The sequence below is a fragment of the Erwinia sp. AnSW2-5 genome (genome assembly GCF_045107195.1).
In the GTDB taxonomy this organism is placed as follows: domain Bacteria; phylum Pseudomonadota; class Gammaproteobacteria; order Enterobacterales; family Enterobacteriaceae; genus Erwinia.
In genome coordinates, this window is record NZ_JBJGXA010000002.1 from 333,819 (window position 1) to 357,340 (window position 23,522).

Sequence of the window (23,522 nt, forward strand, 5' to 3'; positions counted from 1 at the left end):
CCGTTTTCTGTTTCTATACTTATAACAACGACTAATTGCTGCGGATTACCCATCCGGCAGTCTTAACAGGGAGCAAGGGATGTTGCTGCAGAAATCGTTTTCCACCCACGCTGTCGCATTGGGTTGTAGTCTTTTGTGCTGGCTGGTGCCGGTGTCTTCTTCTGTGGCGGGTATTCCACCCGTCTCTGCTCCGATTGTGCAAACTACCAGTGTTTCGCAGAGTGCGTCGCATATCAGTGCCTTATTCCCGCAGGGGATAGCACCGTTCTATCTGAAAAATCTTGCTCCGTTGTACGCCAGTCGTGGTATGCAGCCGATGTGGCAGGATGAGCAGGCGGTAAAACAGTTCCAGCAACAGCTGGCTGAAGTCGCGATTTCCGGTGTTCAGCCGCAGTTCGTCCACTGGGTAAAACAGCTGACGGATCCGGGTATTACTGGCCTTGCGCGTGATGTGGTGTTGTCTGATGCGATGCTGGGTTACCTGCAGTTTACTTCTGGCGTCCCCAGCAAAGGTGAAACCTGGCTGTACAGCAATGTGCCGTATAAAATGGAAGCCCCGTCTGTCGCGGTGATTAACCTGTGGCAAAACGCGTTAGTACAGAACCGCCTCAATGGCTTTGTTCTCTCACTGGCACCGCAGCATCCGCAGTATGTACGTATGCATCAGGCATTAAAAACGCTTCTGGCAGAAAATCGCCCCTGGCCACAGCTTATTGACAAGCAGACTCTGCGCCCTGGGCAGATCAGCAATGATATGCCTGTGCTGCGCGATATTCTGCAACGTACCGGTATGATGTCGGCAGACATCGAGCAGCCAAAACCTACGGAAGAAGTGGTGGGTCCTGTTGATGCACCGCTGGTGCATGATGATGATAACGCACAGCCCGATGCTACTGTGCAGGCGAGTGTTGATAACAATGTCGTGGTCAGCCCGTCTGCAATGCCGTCAGAAAATCGTCCCGAGTCTTCTGTTCCGCAAAATGTCGGCAATGTGCAGGGGACTGTCGCTCCCATCAATACTGACAATGTTTATACCCCGGACCTGGTCGCCGCGCTGAAACGCTTCCAGACCTGGCAGGGATTAGAAGCCGATGGCGCAATAGGTGCCCGAACGCGTGAATGGTTAAATGTTTCCCCACAACGTCGTGCATCGCTGCTGGCATTGAATATCCAGCGTCTGCGACTGCTGCCGGATGATATGCATAATGGCATTATGGTGAACATTCCTAATTATTCACTGGCCTACTATGTCAACGGTAATGAAATCCTCTCTTCCCGAGTGATTGTCGGCCGTCCTGACCGTAAAACGCCGTTGATGCGCAGTGCGCTCAATAACGTTGTGCTCAACCCGCCGTGGAATGTGCCGACCACGCTGGTGCGCAAGGATATTGTGCCGAAGGTCAAGCAGGACCCAATGTACCTGTACAAGCATAACTATACGTTGCTGTCGGGTTGGAGCAGTGATGCTCAGGTGGTTGATCCGTCGATGATTGACTGGAGTATGGTTTCTGCTGCCTCGTTCCCGTACCGTATTCGTCAGGCTCCTGGCCCGACAAATTCACTGGGGCGCTATAAATTCAATATGCCGAGTTCTGATGCGATCTATCTGCATGACACGCCGAATCACGGTCTGTTCCAGAAAGACATCCGCGCCCTCAGTTCCGGTTGCGTGCGTGTGAATCGTGCATCCGATCTGGCTAATCTGCTGTTGCAGGACGTGGGCTGGAACGACACGCGGATTTCCAGCACCCTGAAAGAGGGAGATACACGCTATGTATCCATCCGCCATCGTATCCCGGTTAACCTCTATTATCTGACTGCCTGGGTGGCAGATGACGGTCAGCCGCAATTTCGTACAGATATTTACAATTATGACAGTACCGCGCGTTCTGGCGCACAGGCGCTAACGCAGGCTGGTCAGTTATTGCTCTAATGGTTGATTAATCAGCAGTTCCCGTGCAGGGAATGGTGATGCGTAAAAGCCGGCGCAAAGGGTGTTCTGCCACTCTTTGCGTCGGCTTTTCTTTTGTTGGGTTGACGTAGGTATCCTCCCCCGGTAAGGTTCGAAACGGTGTAATTAATGCACTGTTCCGAATTCTTTAGCTAGGTAATACTGATTCATGGATAAATTCGACTCTCATCGCCGTAAGTGGCTGACGTTAGGCGGCGCGGCGCTCGGTGTGGCATTGCTCCCCGGGCAGGCTTTCGCCTCGCTTTCAACCTCACGCCCACGTGTATTGACGCTTAACAATCTCAATACCGGCGAAAACCTCAAAACGGAATTTTTTAACGGTAAAAGCTATGACAGGGATGAACTGGCACGACTGAATCATTTTTTCCGCGACTACCGGGCAAATAAAAGTAAAAGCATCGACCCCCATCTGTTCGACCAACTTTTCCGTCTGCAATCGCTACTCGACAGCCGTAAACCGATACAGCTGATCTCTGGCTACCGTTCTCTGGGTACCAACAACTCATTGCGGTCACATACTCGCGGCGTAGCGAAACACAGCTACCACACGCTGGGGCAGGCGATGGATTTCCACATCGAAGGAATTTCGTTAAGCAATATTCGCAAGGCCGCACTTTCGCTGCGGGCGGGTGGTGTAGGATACTACCCAAGTAGTAACTTTGTGCATATTGATACCGGGCCGGTTCGGAACTGGTAAAACGACATTCCGGCACCCAGTGGTGACCGGTAACGGAGAGTTATGGATTATCAGATTATCCCGGTCACCGCGTTCTCGCAGAATTGCTCGGTGATTTGGTGTACGGAAACGAATGAGGCCGCGCTGGTGGATCCGGGTGGCGACGCAGAGACGATTAAGCATGAGGTGGCAGCTTTAGGTATTACGCTGACGCAAATATTGCTGACGCACGGCCACCTTGATCATGTGGGGGCTGCCGCCGAACTGGCTGTGCATTATGCTGTGCCAGTCGTTGGTCCACACAAAGCCGATAAATTCTGGCTAGATAGCCTGCCGACGCAAAGTCAGATGTTCGGCTTTGCCGAATGTCCTCCTCTGGCGCCCGATCGCTGGCTGGAAGAGGGGGAAACGGTGCAGGTTGGGCAAACGACTCTGGACGTTCTGCTTTGCCCTGGGCATACGCCGGGGCACATTGTGTTCTTTGACCGCGCAGGCCGCCTGCTGGTCTCTGGCGATGTTATTTTCAGTGGTGGTGTTGGGCGTTCTGATTTCCCTCAGGGCAGCCACAGCGACCTGATAGCCTCTATTCATAACAAACTGTTGCCGCTGGGTGATGATGTCACCTTCATCCCCGGTCACGGACCGATGTCGACGCTGGGGCGTGAGCGTATCAGTAACCCGTTCTTGCAATAGCTCAAATAAAAAGGGGCGACCACAAAAATGGTCACCCCTTTTGCAGTGGCGGACCCTCTTTTCCGGTCCGCCTCTGACTGATTACAGTACCGCGACAATCGCCTCACACAGTGGAGACATATTGTCCGGGGTCATCCCCGCTACGTTCACACGGCCCGAATTCACCGCGTACACGCCAAACTCATCACGCAGACGCACCACCTGATCTTTCGTCAGGCCGCTGAATGAGAACATCCCATTCTGATCGATGATAAAGCTGAAATCGCCTTTCGCGCCTTTCTCTTGCAGGGTATTCACAAACAGCTGACGCATACGCTGGATACGTTCGCGCATGCTGGTCAGTTCCTGCTCCCACAATGCACGCAGGGCGCTGTTGCCGAGAATCGTGGCGACCACGGCTGCACCGTGTGCAGGGGGGTTAGAGTAGTTAGCACGAATGGTGGCTTTCACCTGGCTGAAGGCCGTATCCACAATGGCTGCATCAGCAGCGACCAGGGTGAAAGCGCCAACGCGTTCATTGTACAGACCGAAGTTCTTAGAGTAAGAGCTGCAAACAATCAGCTCCTGATGGCTGGCGGCGAAAGCGCGCAGGCCTTCGGCATCTTCTTCCAGACCACGGGCAAAGCCCTGATAGGCAAAGTCGAACAGCGGCAACCAGCCTTTCGCCAGTGACAATTCAGCCAGCCTGGCCCACTGAGCGGCCGTTGGGTCAATGCCGGTAGGGTTGTGGCAGCAACCATGGAACAACACGATATCACCCGCCTGCGCGGCGCTCAGGCTGTCCAGCAGGCCGTCGAAGTCCAGCGCATGCTGTGCAGCATCGTAGTAGTCGTATTCACACACTTCCAGGCCGGCAGCGGCAAAGACGTTTTTGTGGTTAGGCCAGCTTGGGTTGCTCACCCAGATGCGTTTGGCGCTGGTCTGCGTGGCGATGAAATCGGCGGCTACGCGCAGTGCGCCAGTACCGCCAGGCGTTTGTGCGGTGCGTGCACGGTGGTGGCTGATCAGCGCGCTGTCTGCGCCAAACAGCAGCTCCTGAGTGCAGCGGCCAAAATCGGCAATACCATCAATGCTGAGATAGTTTTTGGTGGTTTCGTTTTCCAGCAGATACTGCTCAGCTTTTTTTACGCTGGTCAGTACCGGCGTTTTGCCGGTTTCATCTTTATACACGCCAATACCGAGGTTGATCTTATTTGTGCGGTCATCAGCGCGGAACAGATCGGCTAAACCAAGAATAGGGTCGGCGGGTGCAGCTGCAATACGTTCAAACATAGTCGAAGTCCGTTAGCTTAGTCTAAAGCGAAGTGAGGACTCAGGTTACCGCCACAAGTGGCAAATTACCAACCGTTTGCATCAAAAAAACAGCAGAAAGAGAGCGGGGAAGGGAGAAAAACAAAAAAGGGGCCAAGGCCCCTTTTTGATGCACTTTTAATCGCGACCGGAGTCGCGATTAAATGGCAATTAGAACTGGTACACCAGGCCAACACCAACAACGTCGTCGGTAGACGTGCCGGTAGCACGGGTGTAGTCGTTCTCGTCCAGCAGGTTGATTTTGTAATCAACATAGGTGGACATGTTTTTGTTGAAGTAGTAGTAAGTACCGACTTCAACATATTTGTACAGATCCTGGTCACCAAAGCCACCCTCAATGTCCTTGCCTTTAGACTGAACATAAGCCAGGGATGGGCGCAGACCGAAATCGAACTGGTACTGAGCAACAACTTCAAACTTCTGCTCTTTATTAACTGTACCGTTCAGTGAATCTTCTGAGTCAGGGATTGGCACGGAGATGTTAGTCGAGTTGCGAGTTTCACCGTACATTGCTGCCAGGTAAACGTTGTTCGCATCGTACTTAACAGCGGTAGACCAGGTTTCAGCAGTTTTGCTGTCGTTACCGAAGAATTCTGCCTGCTGGCCGTTAGTACGGTCAGATTTGGTGTAAGCTGCAGTTACCGCAACGCCTACTGGAGAGGTGTAAGTTACAGAAGAACCCCAACCGTCGCCATTTGCTTGAGCGGTGTCACGCTTTGTTGCGTTGTCGTCGTTTTTGCCCTGGTATTGAAGAGCGAAGTCCAGACCATCAACCAGACCGAAGAAGTTGGTGTTACGGTAAGTAGCCAGACCGTTAGAACGACCAACCATGCCGTTATCGTTGTAGCCTGAATCACCACCAAATACCGGCAGAATATCAGTCCATGCCAGTGGATCATAACCTACACCGTAGTTACGGCCGTAGTCGAATGAACCGAACTCAGCAAATTTCAGACCAGCGAAGCCAACACGAGTTTTAGAACCTTCAGTGCCTTGTGCTTCAGCAACGTTAGCCTGAACGTTGTATTCCCACTGACCGTAACCGGTCAGCTGGTCGTTAATCTGAGTTTCACCTTTGAAACCAAAACGAACATAGGTGGCATCGCCGTCATCGCCAGCGTTGTCAGAGAAAGTGTGACGCGCATCAACTTTACCGTACAGGTCCAGTTTATTGCCATCTTTGTTATAGATTTCTGCTGCGTTAGCGGCACCGGCAGCCAACAGTGCTGGGATCACTAATGCAAGAATGTTGCGCTTCATCATTTTGTTATTACCCTCATTGGAGTTATTTGGACACCTGCCACTGCCGTCAATAATTCTTTACAGAACCAAGATGAGAGTTTGGTGTCTTCCTGTGTCTGCACGCATCTTTCCATTCACAGCCTGGTTAATCTAGCCCGAAAATGCTACTAATCTCTTATTCTGGTAACAAGAGGAAAATATGTATTACAAAATGTAAATTTTACGGAACTTTGTGAGACATCTCTAAATTTACAAAAATAAAAAAAGGCCAGCGAGGCTGGCCTTAGTATATATATGAATTTCTTATATTTAATGCAGAAATCAGAAGGTCGCGTTACGTGGAGTACGTGGGAAGGCGATAACATCCCTTACATTTTGTACGCCGGTGACATAGGCGATTAATCGTTCGAAACCTAAACCAAAACCTGAATGTGGGACAGTACCGTAACGACGCAGGTCGCGGTACCACCAGTAATCTTCTTTATTCAGGCCCATTTCTGCCAGGCGAGCATCCAGCACATCCAGGCGCTCTTCACGTTGTGAACCGCCAATGATCTCACCAATTCCCGGGGCAAGAACATCCATTGCCGCGACGGTTTTGCCATCGTCGTTCAAACGCATATAGAAAGCTTTGATATCTTTCGGGTAGTTCTTCACCACCACAGGCGCTTTGAAGTGTTTCTCTGCCAGATAGCGCTCGTGCTCAGAGGAGAGGTCAATACCCCAGGATACGGCGTTTTCAAACGTCTGGCCGGACGCCAGCAGGATCTCAACGGCTTCGGTGTAATCCACCTGGGCGAAATCGGTAGTCACAAAACGCTCAAGGCGCGAAATGGCATCTTTGTCTACGCGCTCGGCGAAGAAGGCCATATCATCAGCACGCTCTTCAAGTACGGCTTTAAACGCGTACTTCAGCATGGCTTCTGCCAGGGCGGCGTTATCTTCCAGGTTGGCGAATGCCATTTCCGGCTCCAGCATCCAGAATTCCGCCAGGTGACGGCTGGTGTGGGAGTTTTCAGCACGGAAGGTTGGGCCAAAGGTGTAGATTTTAGAAATCGCGCTGGCGTAGGTTTCACCATTAAGCTGGCCTGAAACGGTCAGGAACGCTTCTTTACCGAAGAAGTCTTCGTCGAAATTGACTTTGCCTTCCGGTGTACGCGGCAGGTTCTCCAGATCCAGGGTGGATACGCGGAACATTTCGCCCGCACCTTCGGTATCGGACGCAGTGATAAGCGGCGTGGACACCCAGAAGAAACCCTGCTCATCGAAGAAACGATGCAGTGCCTGTGCCAGCGTATGACGTACGCGGGCAACGGCGCCAATCAGGTTAGTGCGCGGGCGCAAGTGGGCCACTTCACGCAGGTATTCAATACTGTGGCGTTTAGCGGCCATCGGGTAAGTGTCCGGGTCATCGACCCAACCCGCGACTTCAACGTGGGTAGCCTGAATTTCAAAACTCTGACCTTCACCAGGAGATTCAACCACTTTACCGGTAATCACCACCGAGCAACCGGTGGTCAGGCGCAATACTTCTTCCTGATAATTATTCAGAGAATTATTGACGACAGCCTGAACGGGATTAAAGCAGGAACCGTCATAAACGGCGATAAATGAAATACCAGCTTTTGAATCTCTTCGTGTACGCACCCAACCACGTACGGTGACTTCACTGTCAACCGCGACCCGGCCGTGCAGTACATCCGCTACAGGCACAACGCTCATATAAGTCTCTCACTATTAAACTGAATGAATTACCCCGAATTTAGGGTCTTGCTATGTTACTTGCCGGGCGATGATAAACAAGCGAAATTCCGGCAATAAAGGCAGATTTCTTGGAAGGGAAGGGAATCAGGGGCCGATTCGGGTCCGGCCCCTGTTGAACGGCTAACTGGCTTTTTTAACCAGCGGCAGGTCGAAGGCTTTACGCAGGGCGCGAACAAAGGCTTTATCCTGGCAAATCGTTTTACCCGGACTGTCCGACAGTTTAGCAACGGGTTTGCCGTTACACTCCACCAGCTTAATCACAATATTAAGCGGCTTAACCTGCGGAATATCGCAGGTCAGGCGAGTACCAATGCCGAAAATAACATTAATACGCTGACCGAACTGACGGTAAAGCTCCACCGCCTTATCCAGATCGAGGTTGTCGGAAAATACCAGTGTTTTACTCAGCGGGTCGATACCCAACTGTTGATAATGTGCGATGGCTTTTTCACCCCATTCCAGCGGATCGCCAGAATCATGGCGCAGCCCTTGATAGGCGCTGGCAAGCTCTAGGCCGAAATCACGCAGGAAGGCATCCATAGTAATGCAGTCTGTCAGGGCGATACCTAACTGGTCCGGGTACTCCTCCAGCCAGGATTGGAGTGCGGCGCGCTGGCAGTTGGCCAGCACCGGGCTAATCTGCTGATGGGCCTGGAACCACTCATGAGCCTGGGTACCCACCGGCATGATATCCAGTTGACGCGCCATTTCGTAGTTACTGGAACCGACCAGCCACGGGAAGTCCTGTTTCAGCGTCGTGACAATCGCCAGCTGAACATCGTGTGAGAAACGACGACGCGTGCCGAAATCCATCAGGCGAAAACGCGACATATCGAGATCGGCGGTCAGCGCTGTAAACTGCGCCAGCTTACTCTTCAACTGGCTGACCGCCATTTCCGGCGTGACCTGCGGTGAGCGATGGCGATGCACCACTTCGCTGATCAGTGCCAGCAGCGGCACTTCCCACATGATCACTTCACGCCACGGCCCGCTGATGCGGATATCCAGTTTTCCCTGGTGATTGCGCACGCGAACATGAGCGGGGTCATAGCGATAACTGCGCAGCCAGTTGAGGTAATCCGCGGTGAAAAACGGCAGGCCAGAGAGATAAGTGAATTCATCTTCGGTCAGCGTTAATGCAGACATAGTGTCGATTTGTTGCTGTATTTCATCAACATAAATACCCAGCATATCGTCACCACGGCAGCGGAACTCGGCGGCAACAGTCACATCGTAATAACGATGGAATACCGCCTGCTGCATATGGAGTTTGTAGGCATCGGTATCGAGAAGCGTAGTCAAAATCGGGGAAGCGTGTCGTGTCATGGTGCGTTTCAGCATCCTCTGGCGAAGAGCGTTATCCCTGGTTCAAATGAAGAAAAAGTCGCAGGAGTATAACCCGAATACATATTTAGTGAACCCGATCACAGCACAATTCAGACCAGGTGGTCGAGGTAAATCTGTGCGATTGTTAATGAAATGTATTCTTTTATGGCAAAGGCAGCGATTGACAGTGATTCAACGTGGCAACCTGGTGATAACAGGAATAGACTTGAAAAGGTTAACTAATTATCGACGTGAGAAGGACTTATGACGCAACTGCCACAAGCCAAAAATCGCCATGATTATCGTGCGCCTGATTACACTATTACCGACATCGACCTGACGTTTAATCTCGATGCCAGTACCACCCAGGTTACCGCCATCAGCCAGATTAAACGGTTGGGCGCCAGTCATGCCGACCTGCGCCTGGACGGCGAAGACTTGACGCTGATCTCACTGCATGTTGACGATCAGCCCTGGCCGCATTACCGCCTGGAAGAAGGGGCGCTGGTATTACAACAGCTGCCTGAGTCTTTCACGTTGAAAATCGTCAACGACATTCACCCGGATAAAAACACCGCGCTGGAAGGTTTGTACAAGTCAGGCGAAGCATTGTGTACCCAGTGTGAGGCAGAAGGCTTCCGTCATATCACCTGGTACCTCGACCGCCCAGACGTGCTGGCGCGTTTTACCACGACCATTATTGCTGAGCAGACGCTCTATCCCTTCCTGCTCTCTAACGGTAACCGCATTGATGCCGGGCAGATGGAGGATGGCCGCCACTGGATGAAGTGGCAGGATCCGTTCCCGAAACCTTGCTACCTGTTTGCCGTGGTGGCGGGTGATTTCGACGTGCTGCGCGACAGCTTCACTACCCGTTCTGGCCGTGATGTTGCGCTGGAAATCTTCGTGGATCGGGGCAACCTCGACCGTGCTGACTGGGCGATGACCTCGCTGAAAAACAGTATGAAGTGGGATGAAGAGCGTTTCGGCCTGGAGTACGATCTCGATATCTTTATGATTGTCGCCGTCGACTTCTTCAACATGGGCGCAATGGAGAATAAAGGACTGAACGTCTTTAACTCTAAATATGTGCTGGCGAAAGCGGAAACCGCCACGGATAAAGATTATCTCGGTATTGAAGCGGTTATCGGCCACGAATATTTCCACAACTGGACCGGTAACCGCGTCACCTGCCGCGACTGGTTCCAGCTCAGCCTGAAAGAGGGACTGACAGTCTTCCGCGATCAGGAGTTCAGCTCTGACCTCGGCTCGCGTGCGGTCAACCGCATTGATAACGTGCGCGTGATGCGCGGTTCGCAGTTCTCAGAAGATGCCAGCCCGATGGCACACCCGATCCGCCCGGAGCAGGTGATCGAGATGAACAACTTCTACACCCTGACGGTGTATGAGAAGGGTTCTGAAGTCATCCGTATGCTGCACACCTTGCTTGGCGAAGAAAACTTCCAGAAAGGCATGCAGCTCTACTTCGAGCGCCATGATGGCAGCGCAGCGACCTGTGATGACTTCGTTCAGGCGATGGAAGATGCTTCCAATGTTGACCTGTCGCAGTTCCGCCGCTGGTACAGCCAGTCGGGTACGCCGGTGTTGTCCATTCGTGACGACTACAATCCTGAGCTGGAACAGTACACATTACATGTGACTCAGATGACGCCACCAACGGCCGATCAGAAAGAGAAACTGCCGCTGCATATCCCGCTGGATATCGAGCTGTACGATAGTGAAGGCAAGGTCATTCCGCTACAGTACAATGGTCATCCGGTGCATCATGTGCTTAACGTCACCGAGTCTTTCCAGACCTTCGTCTTTGATAAGGTTTACTTCCAGCCTGTGCCTTCCCTGCTGCGTGAATTCTCTGCGCCAGTGAAACTGGACTACAACTGGAGCGATGCGCAGTTAACCTTCCTGATGCGCCATGCGCGCAATGACTTTGCCCGCTGGGATGCGGCCCAGAGCCTGATGGCGAACTACATCAAAATTAACGTGGCCCGCCAGCAGCAGGGACAGCCGCTGTCGCTGCCATTGCATGTTGCGGATGCCTTCCGTACCGTTCTGTTATCGGAATCCAGCGATCCAGCGCTGATGGCGTTGATTTTGTCTCTGCCGGGGGAGAATGAGATCGCCGAACTGTTCGACATCATTGACCCGCAGGCAAACGCCGTGGTGCGTGAGGCGCTGGTTCGTACGCTGGCAACCGAGCTGGAAGATGAGCTGCTGGCGGTGTATTACGCCAGCCAGACGCCAGAATATCGCGTTGAGCACGCGGATATCGGTAAGCGTGCGCTGAAGAATGTCTGCCTGAGCTATCTGGCCTTTGCTGATGCAGCGCAGGCCGATAAGCTGGTTAGCGCTCAGTATCATCACGCCAACAATATGACAGATACTGTGGCTGCGCTGTCGGCCTCGATGGCGGCACAGCTCCCTTGCCGTTCTGCGCTGTTTGCTGATTTCGATGAGCGCTGGCATCAGGATGGCCTGGTGATGGACAAGTGGCTTGCCCTGCAGGCGACCAGCCCGGCTGAAGATGTGTTGACTCAGGTACGCGCACTACTCAACCACCGCTCCTTTACCCTGAGCAACCCGAACCGTATTCGTTCACTGATTGGTGCTTTTGTCTCGGCAAACCCATCGGCGTTCCATGCGGCAGACGGCAGCGGTTATCAGTTCCTGGTGGAAATCCTCAGCGATCTGAATACCCGTAACCCGCAGGTAGCGGCGCGCATGATTGAGCCGTTGATTCGTCTGAAGCGCTACGATGCAGGACGTCAGGCGCTGATGCGTAAGGCGCTGGAGCAGTTGAAAGGGCTGGATAATCTGTCTGGCGATCTTTTCGAGAAGATCAGCAAGGCGCTGAACGCCTGATAAAAGCGGTCAGTGATAAACAAAAAAATGGGCGATATCCTCGCCCATTTTTATTTTTCAGCCATGTGCATAATGGCGGTCGTGCTGGACGGGTGAACGCTTCATCACCCGGTCCAGCACTTCCGCTTCCAGTTCTGCCAGTTTGACCGAGCCTTTCCGGCGTGGACGCGGCAGGTCGACCAGCAGATCCAGCCCGATATTCCCTTCTTCAATCAGCAGAACCCGGTCAGCCATCGCCACCGCTTCACTGACATCATGGGTCACCAGCAGCACGGTAAAGTGATGCTGCTGCCACAGGGATTCAATCAGGTCCTGCATCTCAATGCGGGTTAAGGCATCCAGTGCGCCGAGAGGTTCATCCAGCAGCAGCAAACCCGGGCGGTGGATCAGGGCACGCGCCAGCGCCACACGTTGTTTTTGTCCGCCAGACAAGGCTGCTGGCCACTCTTTGGCGCGATCCGCCAGACCAACCGCATCCAGCGCCGCCAGCGCCTGCTCTTTCCAGGCTTTGCCTTTCAGGCCAAGGCCAACGTTATCCATCACGCTTTTCCACGGCAGCAGGCGCGCATCCTGAAACATCAGGCGAATATCTTCGCGTGCTTCATTCAGCGATGCACTGCCAGCCAGCAATTCACCACTGCTGGCTTTCTCCAGCCCGGCCAGCAGGCGTAACAGGGTGCTTTTACCGCAGCCACTGCGCCCCACGACGGCAACAAACTGGCCGGAGGGAATATGCAGGTCGATATTATTCAGTACCGTGCGCTGGTGGTATTGCTTGCTGACGCCATTGATTACCAGCGGCGTACCGGCATTAAGACGCGCCGGAGACGTGTTTAACTCGCTCATGCGTTTTCCTCTTTTAATTGATACGCCGGATGCCAGCGCAGCCAGACACGCTCCAGCAGCTGTGCGCAGACATCAGCCAGTTTGCCCAGCAGGGCATAAAGAATAATTGCCACCACCACCACATCAGTTTGCAGGAACTCGCGGGCATTCATGGCGAGGTAGCCGATGCCGGAGTTGGCTGAAATGGTTTCTGCCACGATCAGCGTCAGCCACATCAGGCCCAGCGCAAAACGCACGCCGACCATGATTGAGGGCAGGGCGCCAGGCAACACCACCTGGATAAACAGGCTCCAGCCTGACAGGCCGTAACTGCGTGCCATCTCCACCAGCCCGCGATCGATATTACGGATGCCATGATAGGTATTCAGGTAAATCGGGAACAGCGTGCCCAGCGCGACCAGGAAAATCTTGGCCGATTCATCAATGCCGAACCACAGGATCACCAGCGGAATAAGCGCCAGATGCGGTACGTTGCGCAGCATCTGCACGGAGGTATCAAGCAGGCGCTCACCCAGACGCGACATACCGGTAATCAACCCCAGTATCAGACCAATCGAGCCACCGATGCTGAAACCAATCGCTGCGCGCCAGCTGCTGATCGCCAGGTGTTGCAACAGTTCACCGCTGGCTGACAGTTTCCAGAACGTCACTACGATCGATTCAGGTGACGGCAAAATACGCGTTGAAAGCCAGCCCATTTGCGAGGCTAACTGCCATACCACCACCAGCAGGATTGGCAGCGCCCAGGGCAGCAGGCCATTTCCGATACGATTAAGGGTTTTACTCATTCTTCACCTCTAACTTTGCGATACTTTTTGTGGGGCAAAATCATGGGCAACATGTTCACCGTGAGCCTGAACGACCTGCGGCTGCGGGATTGAAGGCACGTTAAGATCCAGATGTGGGAACAGCAGTTCGCCCACGCGATACGCTTCTTCCAGATGCGGGTAGCCGGAAAGAATAAAGGTCTCAATGCCGAGATCGGCATATTCCTGCATACGGGCTGCCACCGTCGGGCCATCGCCCACCAGGGCGGTTCCGGCACCGCCGCGTACCAGACCCACGCCAGCCCACAGATTCGGGCTGATCTCAAGCTGGTCACGCTTGCCCCCGTGCAGAGCGGCCATACGCTGCTGACCGACCGAGTCTGTTTTCGCCAGCGCGGCCTGCGCTTTGGCAATGGTCGCATCATCAAGATGCGAGATCAGACGGTCAGCGGCTTCCCATGCCTCTTCATTGGTTTCACGCACAATCACATGCAGACGAATACCAAAACGCACTTTACGCCCTAATGCGGCAGCTTTCGCCTGTACCTGAGCAATTTTTTCTTTCACCTGCGCCGGCGGTTCGCCCCACGTCAGATACACATCAACCTGCTCGGCAGCCAGATCCTGCGCGACATCAGACGAGCCGCCAAACCACAGCGGTGGACGAGGCTGCTGAACCGGCTTAAACATCAGGCGCGCGCCACGCACATGAACATGTTTCCCTTCGAAATCGACCGTCTCGCCTTCCAGTACACGGCGCCAGACGCGGGTGAACTCGGCGGACTCGGCATAGCGTTCACGATGATCGAGGAACACGCCATCTCCCGCCAGCTCTTCGGCATCGCCACCGGTGACAAGGTTAAACAGTGCGCGGCCGTTAGAGAGGCGGTCAAGCGTGGCCGCCTGACGGGCAGCCTGCGTGGGTGAGATCACCCCGGGGCGCAACGCTACCAGGAAGCGCAGACGCTGAGTGACCGGGATCAGCGAGGCGGCAACCAGCCAGGCATCTTCACAGGAGCGGCCGGTCGGGATCAGCACGCCGCCAAATCCCAGGCGATCGGCCGCCTGGGCAATCTGTTGCAGATAAGCGTGATCCACCGGGCGGGCACCTTCGTTAGTGCCTAAATATTTCCCATCACCGTGAGTGGGAAGAAACCAGAATACGGAAAGACTCATTGTGTTATTCCTCAATCAATGGGTTGACGGGCCATGCCAGATGCGGCTGGAAATATCGACTTTCACCGGCATCAGCTTGCTGGTGTAAAACAGATCGGCCGTTTGCTGTTGCGCATGTGCGGTCTTCTCACTCACCAGGGTGATGGCCGTTGGCGGGCGATGATCGAAATAGGTTGAGATCACAGCTTTTGGCAGGCCCATCGCCGTTGAAAGCAGATCCACGCTCTGTTCGCGATGGCTGCGTGTCAGAGCATCGGCCTGGCTGAAGGTGTCCAGCACCTGTTGCAGGAACGCGCCATTTTTTTCGGTAAACGGGCGTGTTGCGAGGTAGAACGAGCCGGTCAGGTTTAACGTGTCGCCATTTTTCAGCACGCGCACGCCGCCCTGCTGGATAGCCGCAGAGTAATAGGGATCCCAGATGGCCCAGGCGTCAACGTCTCCCTGCTGGAAGGCGGCGCGGGCATCCGCAGGCGTGAGAAACGCAGGCTGAATATCGTTGAAGCCCAGTCCGGCCTCTTTTAATGCGCGCAGCAGCAGATTGTGGGAGCTTGAGCCTTTCTGGAAGGCCACTTTATGGCCTTTCAGGTCCGCCACGGTTTTCAGCGGGCTGTCTTCACGCACCAGAATCACTTCAGATCTTGGTTTTGGGGGTTCGGAGCCGACATACAGCAGATCCGCACCAGCGGCCTGAGCGAAGATCGGCGGAATATCGCCGGTGCTGCCGAGGTCAATGCTGTTGACGTTCAGTGCTTCCAGCATCTGTGGCCCGGCGGGGAACTCCACCCATTTAATCTGGGTATGCGGAAAGCGCTTCTCCAGCAGCTGGTGAGATTTTGCCAGCACCATACTGACCGAACCTTTCTGGTAACCAATACGAACCTGATCGGGGGCCGCGCGGGTGTCAGCGGCCATCACCTGGCTGGCCAGCAGTCCGGTGATCAGCAGGGTACTCAATACGCGAGCAAACAATGTCATGGACGGTCACCTTTTCAGACGGCAGCAGCCAGGGGATGATGGCGGCGGGCAAGTGCATGCCAGAAGGTATCGATCGACTCTGCCAGACGCTCAGCCAGAATCGGAGAGAGTTCAGGCGTCCGGTCGTAATTGCTGATCTGCGTATCGTCAGCGAATACGCCGTGCAGCACTTCCTGCGCTTTCAGTGCATTCAGCACAGGTTTCAGTGCGTAATCGACGGCCAGCAGATGGGCAACGGTGCCGCCTGTTGCCAGCGGTAACACCACTTTATGTTCCAGAGCGCGTTCGGGCAGTAGATCGAGCAGCGTTTTCAGCGCACCGGCGAACGATGCTTTATAGACCGGAGTCGCGACGATCAGCCCGTCAGCAGATTCGAGGTCTTCTTTTAAGGCCAGCAGGGCGGGGGAATCGAAGCGGGCATACAATAAATCTTCAGGATTGAAGTTATGCAGATTCCACGGGATAACCTCGACGCCACGTTTTTCCAGTGCATGCTGGCAAATGGTCAGTAATGCAGTGGATCGTGAAGGAAAACGGGGGCTTCCCGCCAGAGTAATAACGCGCATAACTTCTCCTTATAACTAAAAGTTATTGATAAACGACATTCAAGAACCGATGGGGTCATCCTGACAGAGCGCGTTTGGACGCTTAAATGATTTATCCGGAATATTTTTGCCAGTTTGCACATATAGCGCGGCATAAAGGCCTTGAAGACGTAAAAAAAACGTCGATTCAGGCCCGCTTTTGCGCAAGGTCATTTCCCTTTACCCCTTGAAACCCGGATAATACGACCCCGATTTTCCATCGGGACCTCAGGAGTGACCATGTATTACCCTTTCGTTCGTAAGGCGCTGTTTCAGCTCGATCCTGAGCGCGCGCATGACCTGACTTTGCAGCAGTTAAAGCGTATCTCCGGCACCCCGCTGATGGGCCTGATCCGTCAGTCGCTCCCTTTTAAGCCCGTGACCTGTATGGGGCTGACATTTAAGAACCCACTGGGTCTGGCCGCGGGTCTGGATAAGAACGGTGAATGCATTGATGCATTTGGTGCGATGGGATTTGGTTCCATTGAAATTGGTACCGTGACGCCGCGCCCGCAGCCGGGCAATGATAAGCCGCGCATGTTCCGTATTGTTGCCGCGGAAGGGATCATCAACCGCATGGGTTTCAATAATCTGGGTGTGGATAACCTGGTGGAGAATGTTAAAAAAGCCCACTTCGACGGTATCCTCGGCATTAATATTGGCAAGAATAAAGACACCCCGGTCGAGCAGGGAAAAGATGATTATTTAACCTGCATGGATAAGATTTATCCTTACGCTGGTTACATTGCCATCAATATCTCTTCACCGAACACCCCGGGTTTACGATCTTTACAATACGGCGAAGCGCTGGATGACTTGCTGGCGGCGATTAAAATCCGTCAAAACGATCTTCAGCAGATCCATCATAAATATGTTCCTGTGGCGGTGAAGATCGCGCCGGATCTTTCTGAAGAAGAATTGATCCAGGTGGCCGACAGTTTAGTGCGCCACAATATTGATGGCGTGATTGCGACCAATACCACCCTCGATCGTGAGCTGGTCAAAGGATTAAAGCATGCGGAAGAAGCCGGTGGGTTAAGCGGCCGCCCGGTACAGTTGCGCAGCACTGAAATCGTCCGTCGTCTGGCGCAGGAATTACAGGGGCGCATCCCCATTATTGGCGTTGGTGGTATTGATTCGCTGGTTTCGGCGCGTGAAAAAATCACGGCGGGTGCATCGCTGGTGCAAATATATTCCGGATTTATTTACAAAGGTCCGCCTTTGATAAAAGAAATTGTGACTCATCTTTAGGTTAATTTAGCGTTAAATATGCCAGAGGCTTTATTTTCGGCGCTGTCTCGTTTATATTTTGTTCTGTTTAGACAATATTCAAATTTTACAGAGCGAGCTGAGAGCGTTAACGAAGCCTCTGGTTTCCGGAAAAATAAACTATTTCTCCGGCTACTTGTAACTAAGTATTAATACAGGAACCATCATGAGGATTAAACCAGACGATAACTGGCGTTGGTTCTTCGACGAAGAACATGACCGGATGATGCTCGACCTGGCAGACGGTATGTTATTTCGTTCCCGTTTTCCGCGCAAAATGTTAACGCCTGATGCTTTTGATGTTTCCGGTTTCTGTGTTGATGATGCTGCACTGTTTTTCACCTTTGACGAACGCTGCCGTGATACGCAACTGAACGCCGATCAGCGAGCAGAGCTGGTGCTGAATGCGCTGGTGGCCACCCGTTTCCTGAAACCGTTGATGCCCAAAAGCTGGCATTTCGACAGCTATATCCAGGGTAACTGGCGTCCATCTGATGGTGAGCTGGTCAATGTGAAGGTTTCCGACAGCGGTGAGTCGGCAAGCCTGCTGGTGGTGGAGTCTGGCGACAGTGCCGCACTTTGCCTGCTGGCGCAGGCGCAGTTAACTGTGGCAGGCCGTGGAATGGTGCTGGGTGAAGCGATTAAAATTATGCATGATCGCCTGCTTCCTCATGCGAGTGCCGATGGTATTCGCTTCGCAAGTGCGGTGTAAGTCACCGCGCTTGCCATTAGCGCAGCACCAGATCGCCCACTGGAATACAGCTACAGCTTAATACGCTACCATCCTGACGTACCGCACCTTTTTTCATCGCACTCACTTCCCCACTGACCAGCGTGACTTTGCAACTTCCGCAGATACCCGAGCGGCAGGAATAAGGCACTTTAATTCCCTGAAGCTCCAGCTGTTCCAGCAAGACTTGTTGATTGTTGCCAGTAAAATGCTGACCCCGCCAGTTCATGGCCACATCGCGGGTTGCAACGGTGGCAACCTCTAACGTTTCTGTTACGCGCCCGGCACCGTAAGCGCGTGGCGTATGGCTGGTGAGCACCTCAAGTTTATCGCCCACGCGCACGACGCCGCTGCTGCGCGCCACCAGGTTAAGGCCAAAATCTATATCGCCACTGCCATCCAGCGCACTGCGAAATCCCTGTAAGGTATTCAGCGGTTCGCCGCCCGGATGTTTACGCCCATATTGCGTGCTGACGGTGGTTAGTACGCAGCGGCTACAGGGTTTCGGTACATCGAAGATAATGTCCCCGATACGTAATGACGACCAGCTGTCTTCCGCCCATGCGCTGGCACCGCTGACCACCAGGTTGGGGCGAAACTGCTCCATTCTCACCCCGGCAGGGCAACGCTGTTGCAGATCGTGCAGAGAAGCCTCGTTGACCAGCAGAAACGGGTAACCGTCAGCGAATCCCAATGGGACGGTGTCGAAACGTTTTACACGGCGGGTCATCTCCGGGCCGACCCAGCGTAACTGTACCTGGCGCGGGAAAAAATCACTCAGCCATTGATTAATATTATCGGGGGCGATCAACGCGGTGAACTGGCTGCCCCAGACTTCGGTTGGCGCAGGATCTGTGAGGAAATCCTCAAAGCGCACGGTCGCACTGCTGCCATCCGGCGCGCTGAGATGCAGGCCATCGACAATCAGCGCGGGGGTAAACAGCACCATTTCTGGATATTGCCGCGCAGTAATAAAAGTGCCATCGGGTTCGGTCAGCATAAAAATACGGTCAAAGGCCAGCCCGCTGCTCAGCGCCTGCGCGTGGGAAACCTGCATCCCCCGCATTGATTTAACGGGATGAACAAATAAACGAGACAGACTGATCATGGCGATTCTCCATTGCGCCCACCGCGGCCCCCTGCCATTTACAGGGTTTTTGCAGTAATAAACGCTAACTTTATGACATGACGTCATGATTAGCTATAATGCGCAGCAATTTCTGATGACGATAAGTGAAGCTATGAATTCTCTGTTTGCCAGTACGGCGCGTGGGCTCGAAGAGCTGTTAAAAAGTGAGCTGGAAGCGCTGGGAGCCGAAGGCTGCCAGGTGGTCCAGGGCGGCGTACATTTCCAGGGCGATGATCGTCTGATGTATCAGAGTCTGATGTGGAGCCGACTGGCTTCACGTATCCTGCTGCCGTTAACCGAATGTGGCGTTTATAGCGACCTCGATCTCTATCTCGGGGTGCAGGCGATTGACTGGCCAGCCATGTTTGGCAGCGATCAAACCTTCGTGGTGCATTTCAGCGGATTGAATGAAGTGATCCGTAATAGCCAGTACGGCGCACTGAAAGTCAAAGATGCCATCGTTGACAGCTTCACCCGTAAAAATCTGCCGCGCCCGAATGTGGACCGCGAACAGGCAGATATTCGCGTTAACGTCTGGCTGAATAAAGATACCGCCAGCATTGCCCTGGATCTGAGCGGAGACGGCCTGCATCAGCGCGGTTATCGCCAGCAGACCGGTCAGGCACCATTGAAAGAGACCCTGGCTGCGGCCATCGTGCAGCGATCCGGCTGGCAGACAGGATCGCCGCTGGTGGATCCGATGTGTGGTTCCGGGACCTTGCTGATTGAAGCCGCGATGATCGCCAGCGATCGTGCGCCTGGGCTGCAACGTAAACACTGGGGCTTTACTGGCTGGAGCAAGTTTAATCAGCCGATGTGGAGCGACGTGACGCGTGAAGCACACGAACGCGCCCGCAAAGGGCTGGAGGAAACCACTTCACGTTTCTACGGCTATGACAACGACTCCCGGGTCATCGAGCGCGCCCGCGCCAACGCCCGTCACGCCGGGCTGGCTGACCTCATTGAGTTCACCACCCAGGATGTGCTGAAGTTGACCAACCCGCTGGCGCAGGGCGTGACCGGTACGGTGCTGAGTAACCCACCGTACGGCGAGCGTCTGGACAGTGAACCAGCGCTGATTGCGTTGCACGGTCAGCTGGGCCGTATTATGAAAACGCATTTTGGTGGCTGGAACCTGTCTCTGTTCAGTGCCTCACCGGAGCTGCTGAGCTGCCTGCAATTACGTGCCGATCGCCAGTTTAAAGCGAAAAATGGCCCGCTGGATTGCGTGCAGAAAAACTACCAGCTTGCGGAGAATCCAACCGGTGCGGCGGCAGGCCAGCTGGCGGAAGACTACGCCAACCGCCTGCGCAAAAATACCAAGAAGCTGGATAAATGGGCGCGCCAGGAAGGCATTGAATGCTACCGCGTTTACGATGCCGATCTGCCCGATTACAATGTGGCGGTTGACCGTTATGGCGACTGGGTGGTGGTGCAGGAATATGCCGCGCCGAAAACCATCGAGCCAGCCAAAGCACGTCAGCGCCTGTTTGATGTGATTGCCGCAACGCTCAGCGTGCTCGAACTGCCAGCTAACCGACTGGTGCTGAAAACCCGCGAAAAACAGAAAGGGAAAAATCAGTATCAGAAACTGGGCGAGAAGGGCGATTTCTTTGAAGTCGGTGAGTTTAACGCCAAATTATGGGTTAATCTGACGGACTATCTTGATACTGGCCTGTTCCTCGACCACCGTGTTGCCCGCAAAATGCTGGGGCAGATGAGTAAAGGGAAAGATTTCCTCAACCTGTTTGCTTACACCGGCAGCGCCAGCGTCCATGCTGGTCTGGGCGGCGCACGCAGCACCACCACCATCGATATGTCGCGTACCTATCTCGAATGGGCCGAGCGCAATATGCGTCTCAACGGTTTGTCCGGGCGTCAGCACCGTCTGATGCAGGCTGACTGCCTGAGCTGGCTGCGTGATGCGGATGAACAGTTTGATCTGATCTTTATCGATCCGCCGACATTCTCTAACTCCAAACGTATGGAAGAGAGCTTTGACGTGCAGCGCGATCATCTTGATCTGATGAAAGATCTGAAGCGTCTGCTGCGTAAAGGGGGCACCGTGATGTTCTCTAACAATAAACGCGGTTTCAAAATGGATTCTGCCGGTCTGGAAGCTCTTGGCCTGGCTGCTACTGAAATTACTGCGAAAACACAGTCGCAGGATTTTGCCCGTAATCGTCAAATTCACAACTGCTGGCTGATCACTCACGCCGGTAAGGAATAAGTTTTTATGTCACTAATCAGTATTCATGGCGCTTACCTCTCATTCAGCGATGCGCCGCTGTTGGATAACACTGAACTGCACATCGAAGAAAACGAGCGTGTTTGTCTGGTTGGCCGTAACGGGGCGGGTAAATCCACCCTGATGAAGATCATTAACCGTGAGCAGCCGCTGGATGACGGGCGCATTATTTATGAGCAGGACCTGGTGGTGGCGCGCCTCCAGCAGGATCCGCCACGTAATGTGCAGGGTTCGGTGTATGATTTTGTCGCGGAAGGTGTGGAAGAGCAGGCAGAACACCTGAAGGCCTATCACGCGATCTCGCATAAAGTGATGGAAGATCCGAGCGACAGAAATCTGAATGAGATGGCGCGCTTACAAGGCATTCTTGACCACCAGAATCTGTGGCAGCTGGAAAGCCGTATTCATGATGTGTTGCAACAAATCGGTCTGGATGGTGAAGCCGAGCTGTCCTCATTATCCGGTGGCTGGTTGCGTAAAGCCGCGCTTGGGCGTGCGCTGGTCAGCAATCCGAAAGTGCTGATGCTGGATGAGCCAACGAACCACCTTGATATTGAAACCATCGACTGGTTAGAAACGTTCCTGAAAACATTCCAGGGCAGCATCATTTTCATCTCGCATGACCGTTCGTTTATTCGCAATATGGCAACGCGCATTGTTGACCTGGACCGTGGCAAGCTGGTTTCCTGGCCGGGCGATTACGATCTGTATCTGACCAGCAAGGAAGAAGCGCTGCGCGTTGAAGAGATGCAAAATGCCGAATTCGACCGCAAACTGGCGCAGGAAGAAGTGTGGATCCGTCAGGGCATCAAAGCGCGTCGCACGCGTAACGAAGGGCGTGTACGCGCACTTAAAGCGTTGCGCCGCGAACGTTCCGATCGCCGTGAAGTGATGGGCAAAGCCAATATGCAGGTTGAAGAGGCTTCACGCTCTGGCAAGATTGTCTTCGAGCTGGAAAATGTCTGCTATGCGGTGGGCGGTAAACAACTGGTGCGTGATTTCTCTCGCCAGGTACAGCGTGGTGACAAAATTGCCCTGATCGGCTCTAACGGCTGTGGTAAAACCACCATGCTGAAGTTGATGCTCGATGAGCTGAAGGCAGACAGCGGCCGCGTGCACATTGGTACCAAGCTTGAAGTTGCCTACTTTGATCAGCACCGCGCCGACCTGGACCCGGACCGCACGGTCATGGACAACCTGGCGGAAGGTAAGCAGGAAGTGATGGTGAATGGTAAGCCGCGCCACGTGCTGGGCTACCTACAGGAGTTCCTGTTCCACCCTAAGCGTGCGATGACGCCGGTGCGCGCTTTATCGGGTGGTGAGCGTAACCGCCTGTTACTGGCCCGTTTGTTCCTGAAGCCAAGTAACCTGCTGATCCTCGATGAACCGACCAATGACCTCGATGTAGAAACACTGGAGTTGCTGGAAGAGTTGGTCGATGGTTATCAGGGTACTGTCCTGCTGGTGAGCCACGATCGTCAGTTCGTTGATAACACCGTGACTGAATGTTGGATCTTCGAAGGCAATGGTGAAATCGGTGCGTTTGTGGGTGGCTACCACGATGCGCAGCTGCAGCGTAGCGCGTATAAACAAAATCGTGCCAGCGCAAAGTCCAGTAGTGCGCAGCCGCGTCAGGAAAGTGCAAAAAGTGACGCCGCAAAAAAACCTGCCGCTAAGCTAAGCTACAATTTGCAGCGTGAACTCGAACAACTGCCGAAGAAAATGGAAGAGCTGGAAGCCCGTCTGGAAACCTACCAGGCGCAGGTTGCCGATGCTAACTTCTTCAACCAGCCTCATGATGTGACCCAGCCCGTGCTGGATTCGCTTGCTCAGGCTGAGCAGGAACTGGAAGTCGCTTTCGAACGTTGGGAATATCTGGAGTCGTTAAGCAACGGCGCCTGATACTACTGTTCTGAAATTATCGAGGATCAGGT

General features: G+C 53.7%; 18 protein-coding genes. 8 read left to right on the top strand and 10 right to left on the bottom strand.

Annotated elements, in window-relative coordinates; genetic code table 11:
* Positions 1-79 precede the first annotated feature (79 nt).
* From ldtD to ACFL9S_RS03155, 3 genes are all read left to right on the top strand, one after another.
* A complete protein-coding gene (ldtD, locus tag ACFL9S_RS03145; RefSeq protein ID WP_405260240.1) occupies positions 80-1,933 on the top strand; it encodes a L,D-transpeptidase in 1,854 nt (617 codons plus the stop codon).
* 187 nt (positions 1,934-2,120) lie between these two features.
* The gene (locus ACFL9S_RS03150; RefSeq protein WP_405260241.1) at positions 2,121-2,669 is read left to right on the top strand and encodes a DUF882 domain-containing protein; all 549 of its coding nucleotides are present in this window, start codon (positions 2,121-2,123) and stop codon (positions 2,667-2,669) included.
* Between the two features lie 42 nt (positions 2,670-2,711).
* Positions 2,712-3,341, top strand: a complete 630-nt coding sequence (locus tag ACFL9S_RS03155) for an MBL fold metallo-hydrolase (protein WP_405260242.1) — start codon at positions 2,712-2,714, stop codon at positions 3,339-3,341.
* Positions 3,342-3,422: 81 nt separating this feature from the next.
* On the opposite strand, the gene ACFL9S_RS03160 is transcribed toward ACFL9S_RS03155, so the two are convergent.
* The 4 genes from ACFL9S_RS03160 to pncB all read right to left on the bottom strand — a co-directional run bounded on the left by ACFL9S_RS03160 (position 3,423) and on the right by pncB (position 8,984).
* Positions 3,423-4,613, bottom strand: a complete 1,191-nt coding sequence (locus ACFL9S_RS03160) for an amino acid aminotransferase (RefSeq protein ID WP_405260243.1) — start codon at positions 4,611-4,613, stop codon at positions 3,423-3,425.
* Positions 4,614-4,802: 189 nt separating this feature from the next.
* On the bottom strand, positions 4,803-5,915 hold the full coding sequence (gene ompC, locus ACFL9S_RS03165; protein WP_405260244.1) for a porin OmpC: 1,113 nt from the start codon (positions 5,913-5,915) through the stop codon (positions 4,803-4,805).
* 300 nt (positions 5,916-6,215) lie between these two features.
* A complete protein-coding gene (asnS, locus tag ACFL9S_RS03170) occupies positions 6,216-7,616 on the bottom strand; it encodes an asparagine--tRNA ligase (RefSeq protein ID WP_405260245.1) in 1,401 nt (466 codons plus the stop codon).
* 162 nt (positions 7,617-7,778) lie between these two features.
* Entirely contained in the window at positions 7,779-8,984 is a 1,206-nt protein-coding gene (gene pncB, locus ACFL9S_RS03175; protein WP_405260246.1) for a nicotinate phosphoribosyltransferase, read from the bottom strand.
* 264 nt (positions 8,985-9,248) lie between these two features.
* Here pncB and pepN point away from each other — a divergent pair, with 264 nt between their 5' ends.
* A complete protein-coding gene (gene pepN / locus ACFL9S_RS03180; protein WP_405260247.1) occupies positions 9,249-11,864 on the top strand; it encodes an aminopeptidase N in 2,616 nt (871 codons plus the stop codon).
* 57 nt (positions 11,865-11,921) lie between these two features.
* Here pepN and ssuB read toward each other — a convergent pair whose 3' ends face one another.
* Genes ssuB through ssuE form a run of 5 tightly spaced genes read right to left on the bottom strand, consistent with a single transcriptional unit; the run spans position 11,922 to position 16,194 of the window.
* Positions 11,922-12,710, bottom strand: coding sequence for an aliphatic sulfonates ABC transporter ATP-binding protein (gene ssuB, locus ACFL9S_RS03185; RefSeq protein ID WP_405260248.1), 789 nt, complete (start codon positions 12,708-12,710; stop codon positions 11,922-11,924).
* Entirely contained in the window at positions 12,707-13,498 is a 792-nt protein-coding gene (gene ssuC / locus ACFL9S_RS03190; RefSeq protein WP_405260249.1) for an aliphatic sulfonate ABC transporter permease SsuC, read from the bottom strand. Before ssuC ends, ssuB begins: the two co-directional genes overlap by 4 nt.
* A gap of 9 nt (positions 13,499-13,507) precedes the next feature.
* On the bottom strand, positions 13,508-14,653 hold the full coding sequence (gene ssuD / locus ACFL9S_RS03195; protein WP_405260250.1) for an FMNH2-dependent alkanesulfonate monooxygenase: 1,146 nt from the start codon (positions 14,651-14,653) through the stop codon (positions 13,508-13,510).
* Between the two features lie 15 nt (positions 14,654-14,668).
* A complete protein-coding gene (locus tag ACFL9S_RS03200; RefSeq protein WP_405260251.1) occupies positions 14,669-15,628 on the bottom strand; it encodes a sulfonate ABC transporter substrate-binding protein in 960 nt (319 codons plus the stop codon).
* A 14-nt stretch (positions 15,629-15,642) separates the two neighbouring features.
* Positions 15,643-16,194, bottom strand: coding sequence for an NADPH-dependent FMN reductase (gene ssuE / locus ACFL9S_RS03205; RefSeq protein WP_405260252.1), 552 nt, complete (start codon positions 16,192-16,194; stop codon positions 15,643-15,645).
* A gap of 258 nt (positions 16,195-16,452) precedes the next feature.
* Between ssuE and pyrD the strand changes: the two genes are divergently transcribed.
* Together pyrD and ACFL9S_RS03215 are read left to right on the top strand one after the other, a co-directional pair.
* The gene (gene pyrD, locus ACFL9S_RS03210) at positions 16,453-17,463 is read left to right on the top strand and encodes a quinone-dependent dihydroorotate dehydrogenase (protein WP_405260253.1); all 1,011 of its coding nucleotides are present in this window, start codon (positions 16,453-16,455) and stop codon (positions 17,461-17,463) included.
* Positions 17,464-17,647: 184 nt separating this feature from the next.
* A complete protein-coding gene (locus ACFL9S_RS03215) occupies positions 17,648-18,193 on the top strand; it encodes a cell division protein ZapC (RefSeq protein WP_405260254.1) in 546 nt (181 codons plus the stop codon).
* A 16-nt stretch (positions 18,194-18,209) separates the two neighbouring features.
* Here the strand turns inward: ACFL9S_RS03215 and ACFL9S_RS03220 are convergent, their stop codons facing one another.
* A complete protein-coding gene (locus ACFL9S_RS03220) occupies positions 18,210-19,319 on the bottom strand; it encodes a YcbX family protein (RefSeq protein ID WP_405260255.1) in 1,110 nt (369 codons plus the stop codon).
* Between the two features lie 133 nt (positions 19,320-19,452).
* On the opposite strand from ACFL9S_RS03220, the gene rlmKL reads away from it, so the two are divergent.
* On the top strand, positions 19,453-21,570 hold the full coding sequence (rlmKL, locus tag ACFL9S_RS03225; RefSeq protein ID WP_405260365.1) for a bifunctional 23S rRNA (guanine(2069)-N(7))-methyltransferase RlmK/23S rRNA (guanine(2445)-N(2))-methyltransferase RlmL: 2,118 nt from the start codon (positions 19,453-19,455) through the stop codon (positions 21,568-21,570).
* Positions 21,571-21,576: 6 nt separating this feature from the next.
* A complete protein-coding gene (locus tag ACFL9S_RS03230; protein ID WP_405260256.1) occupies positions 21,577-23,490 on the top strand; it encodes an ABC transporter ATP-binding protein in 1,914 nt (637 codons plus the stop codon).
* The last annotated feature ends 32 nt before the right edge of the window (positions 23,491-23,522 follow it).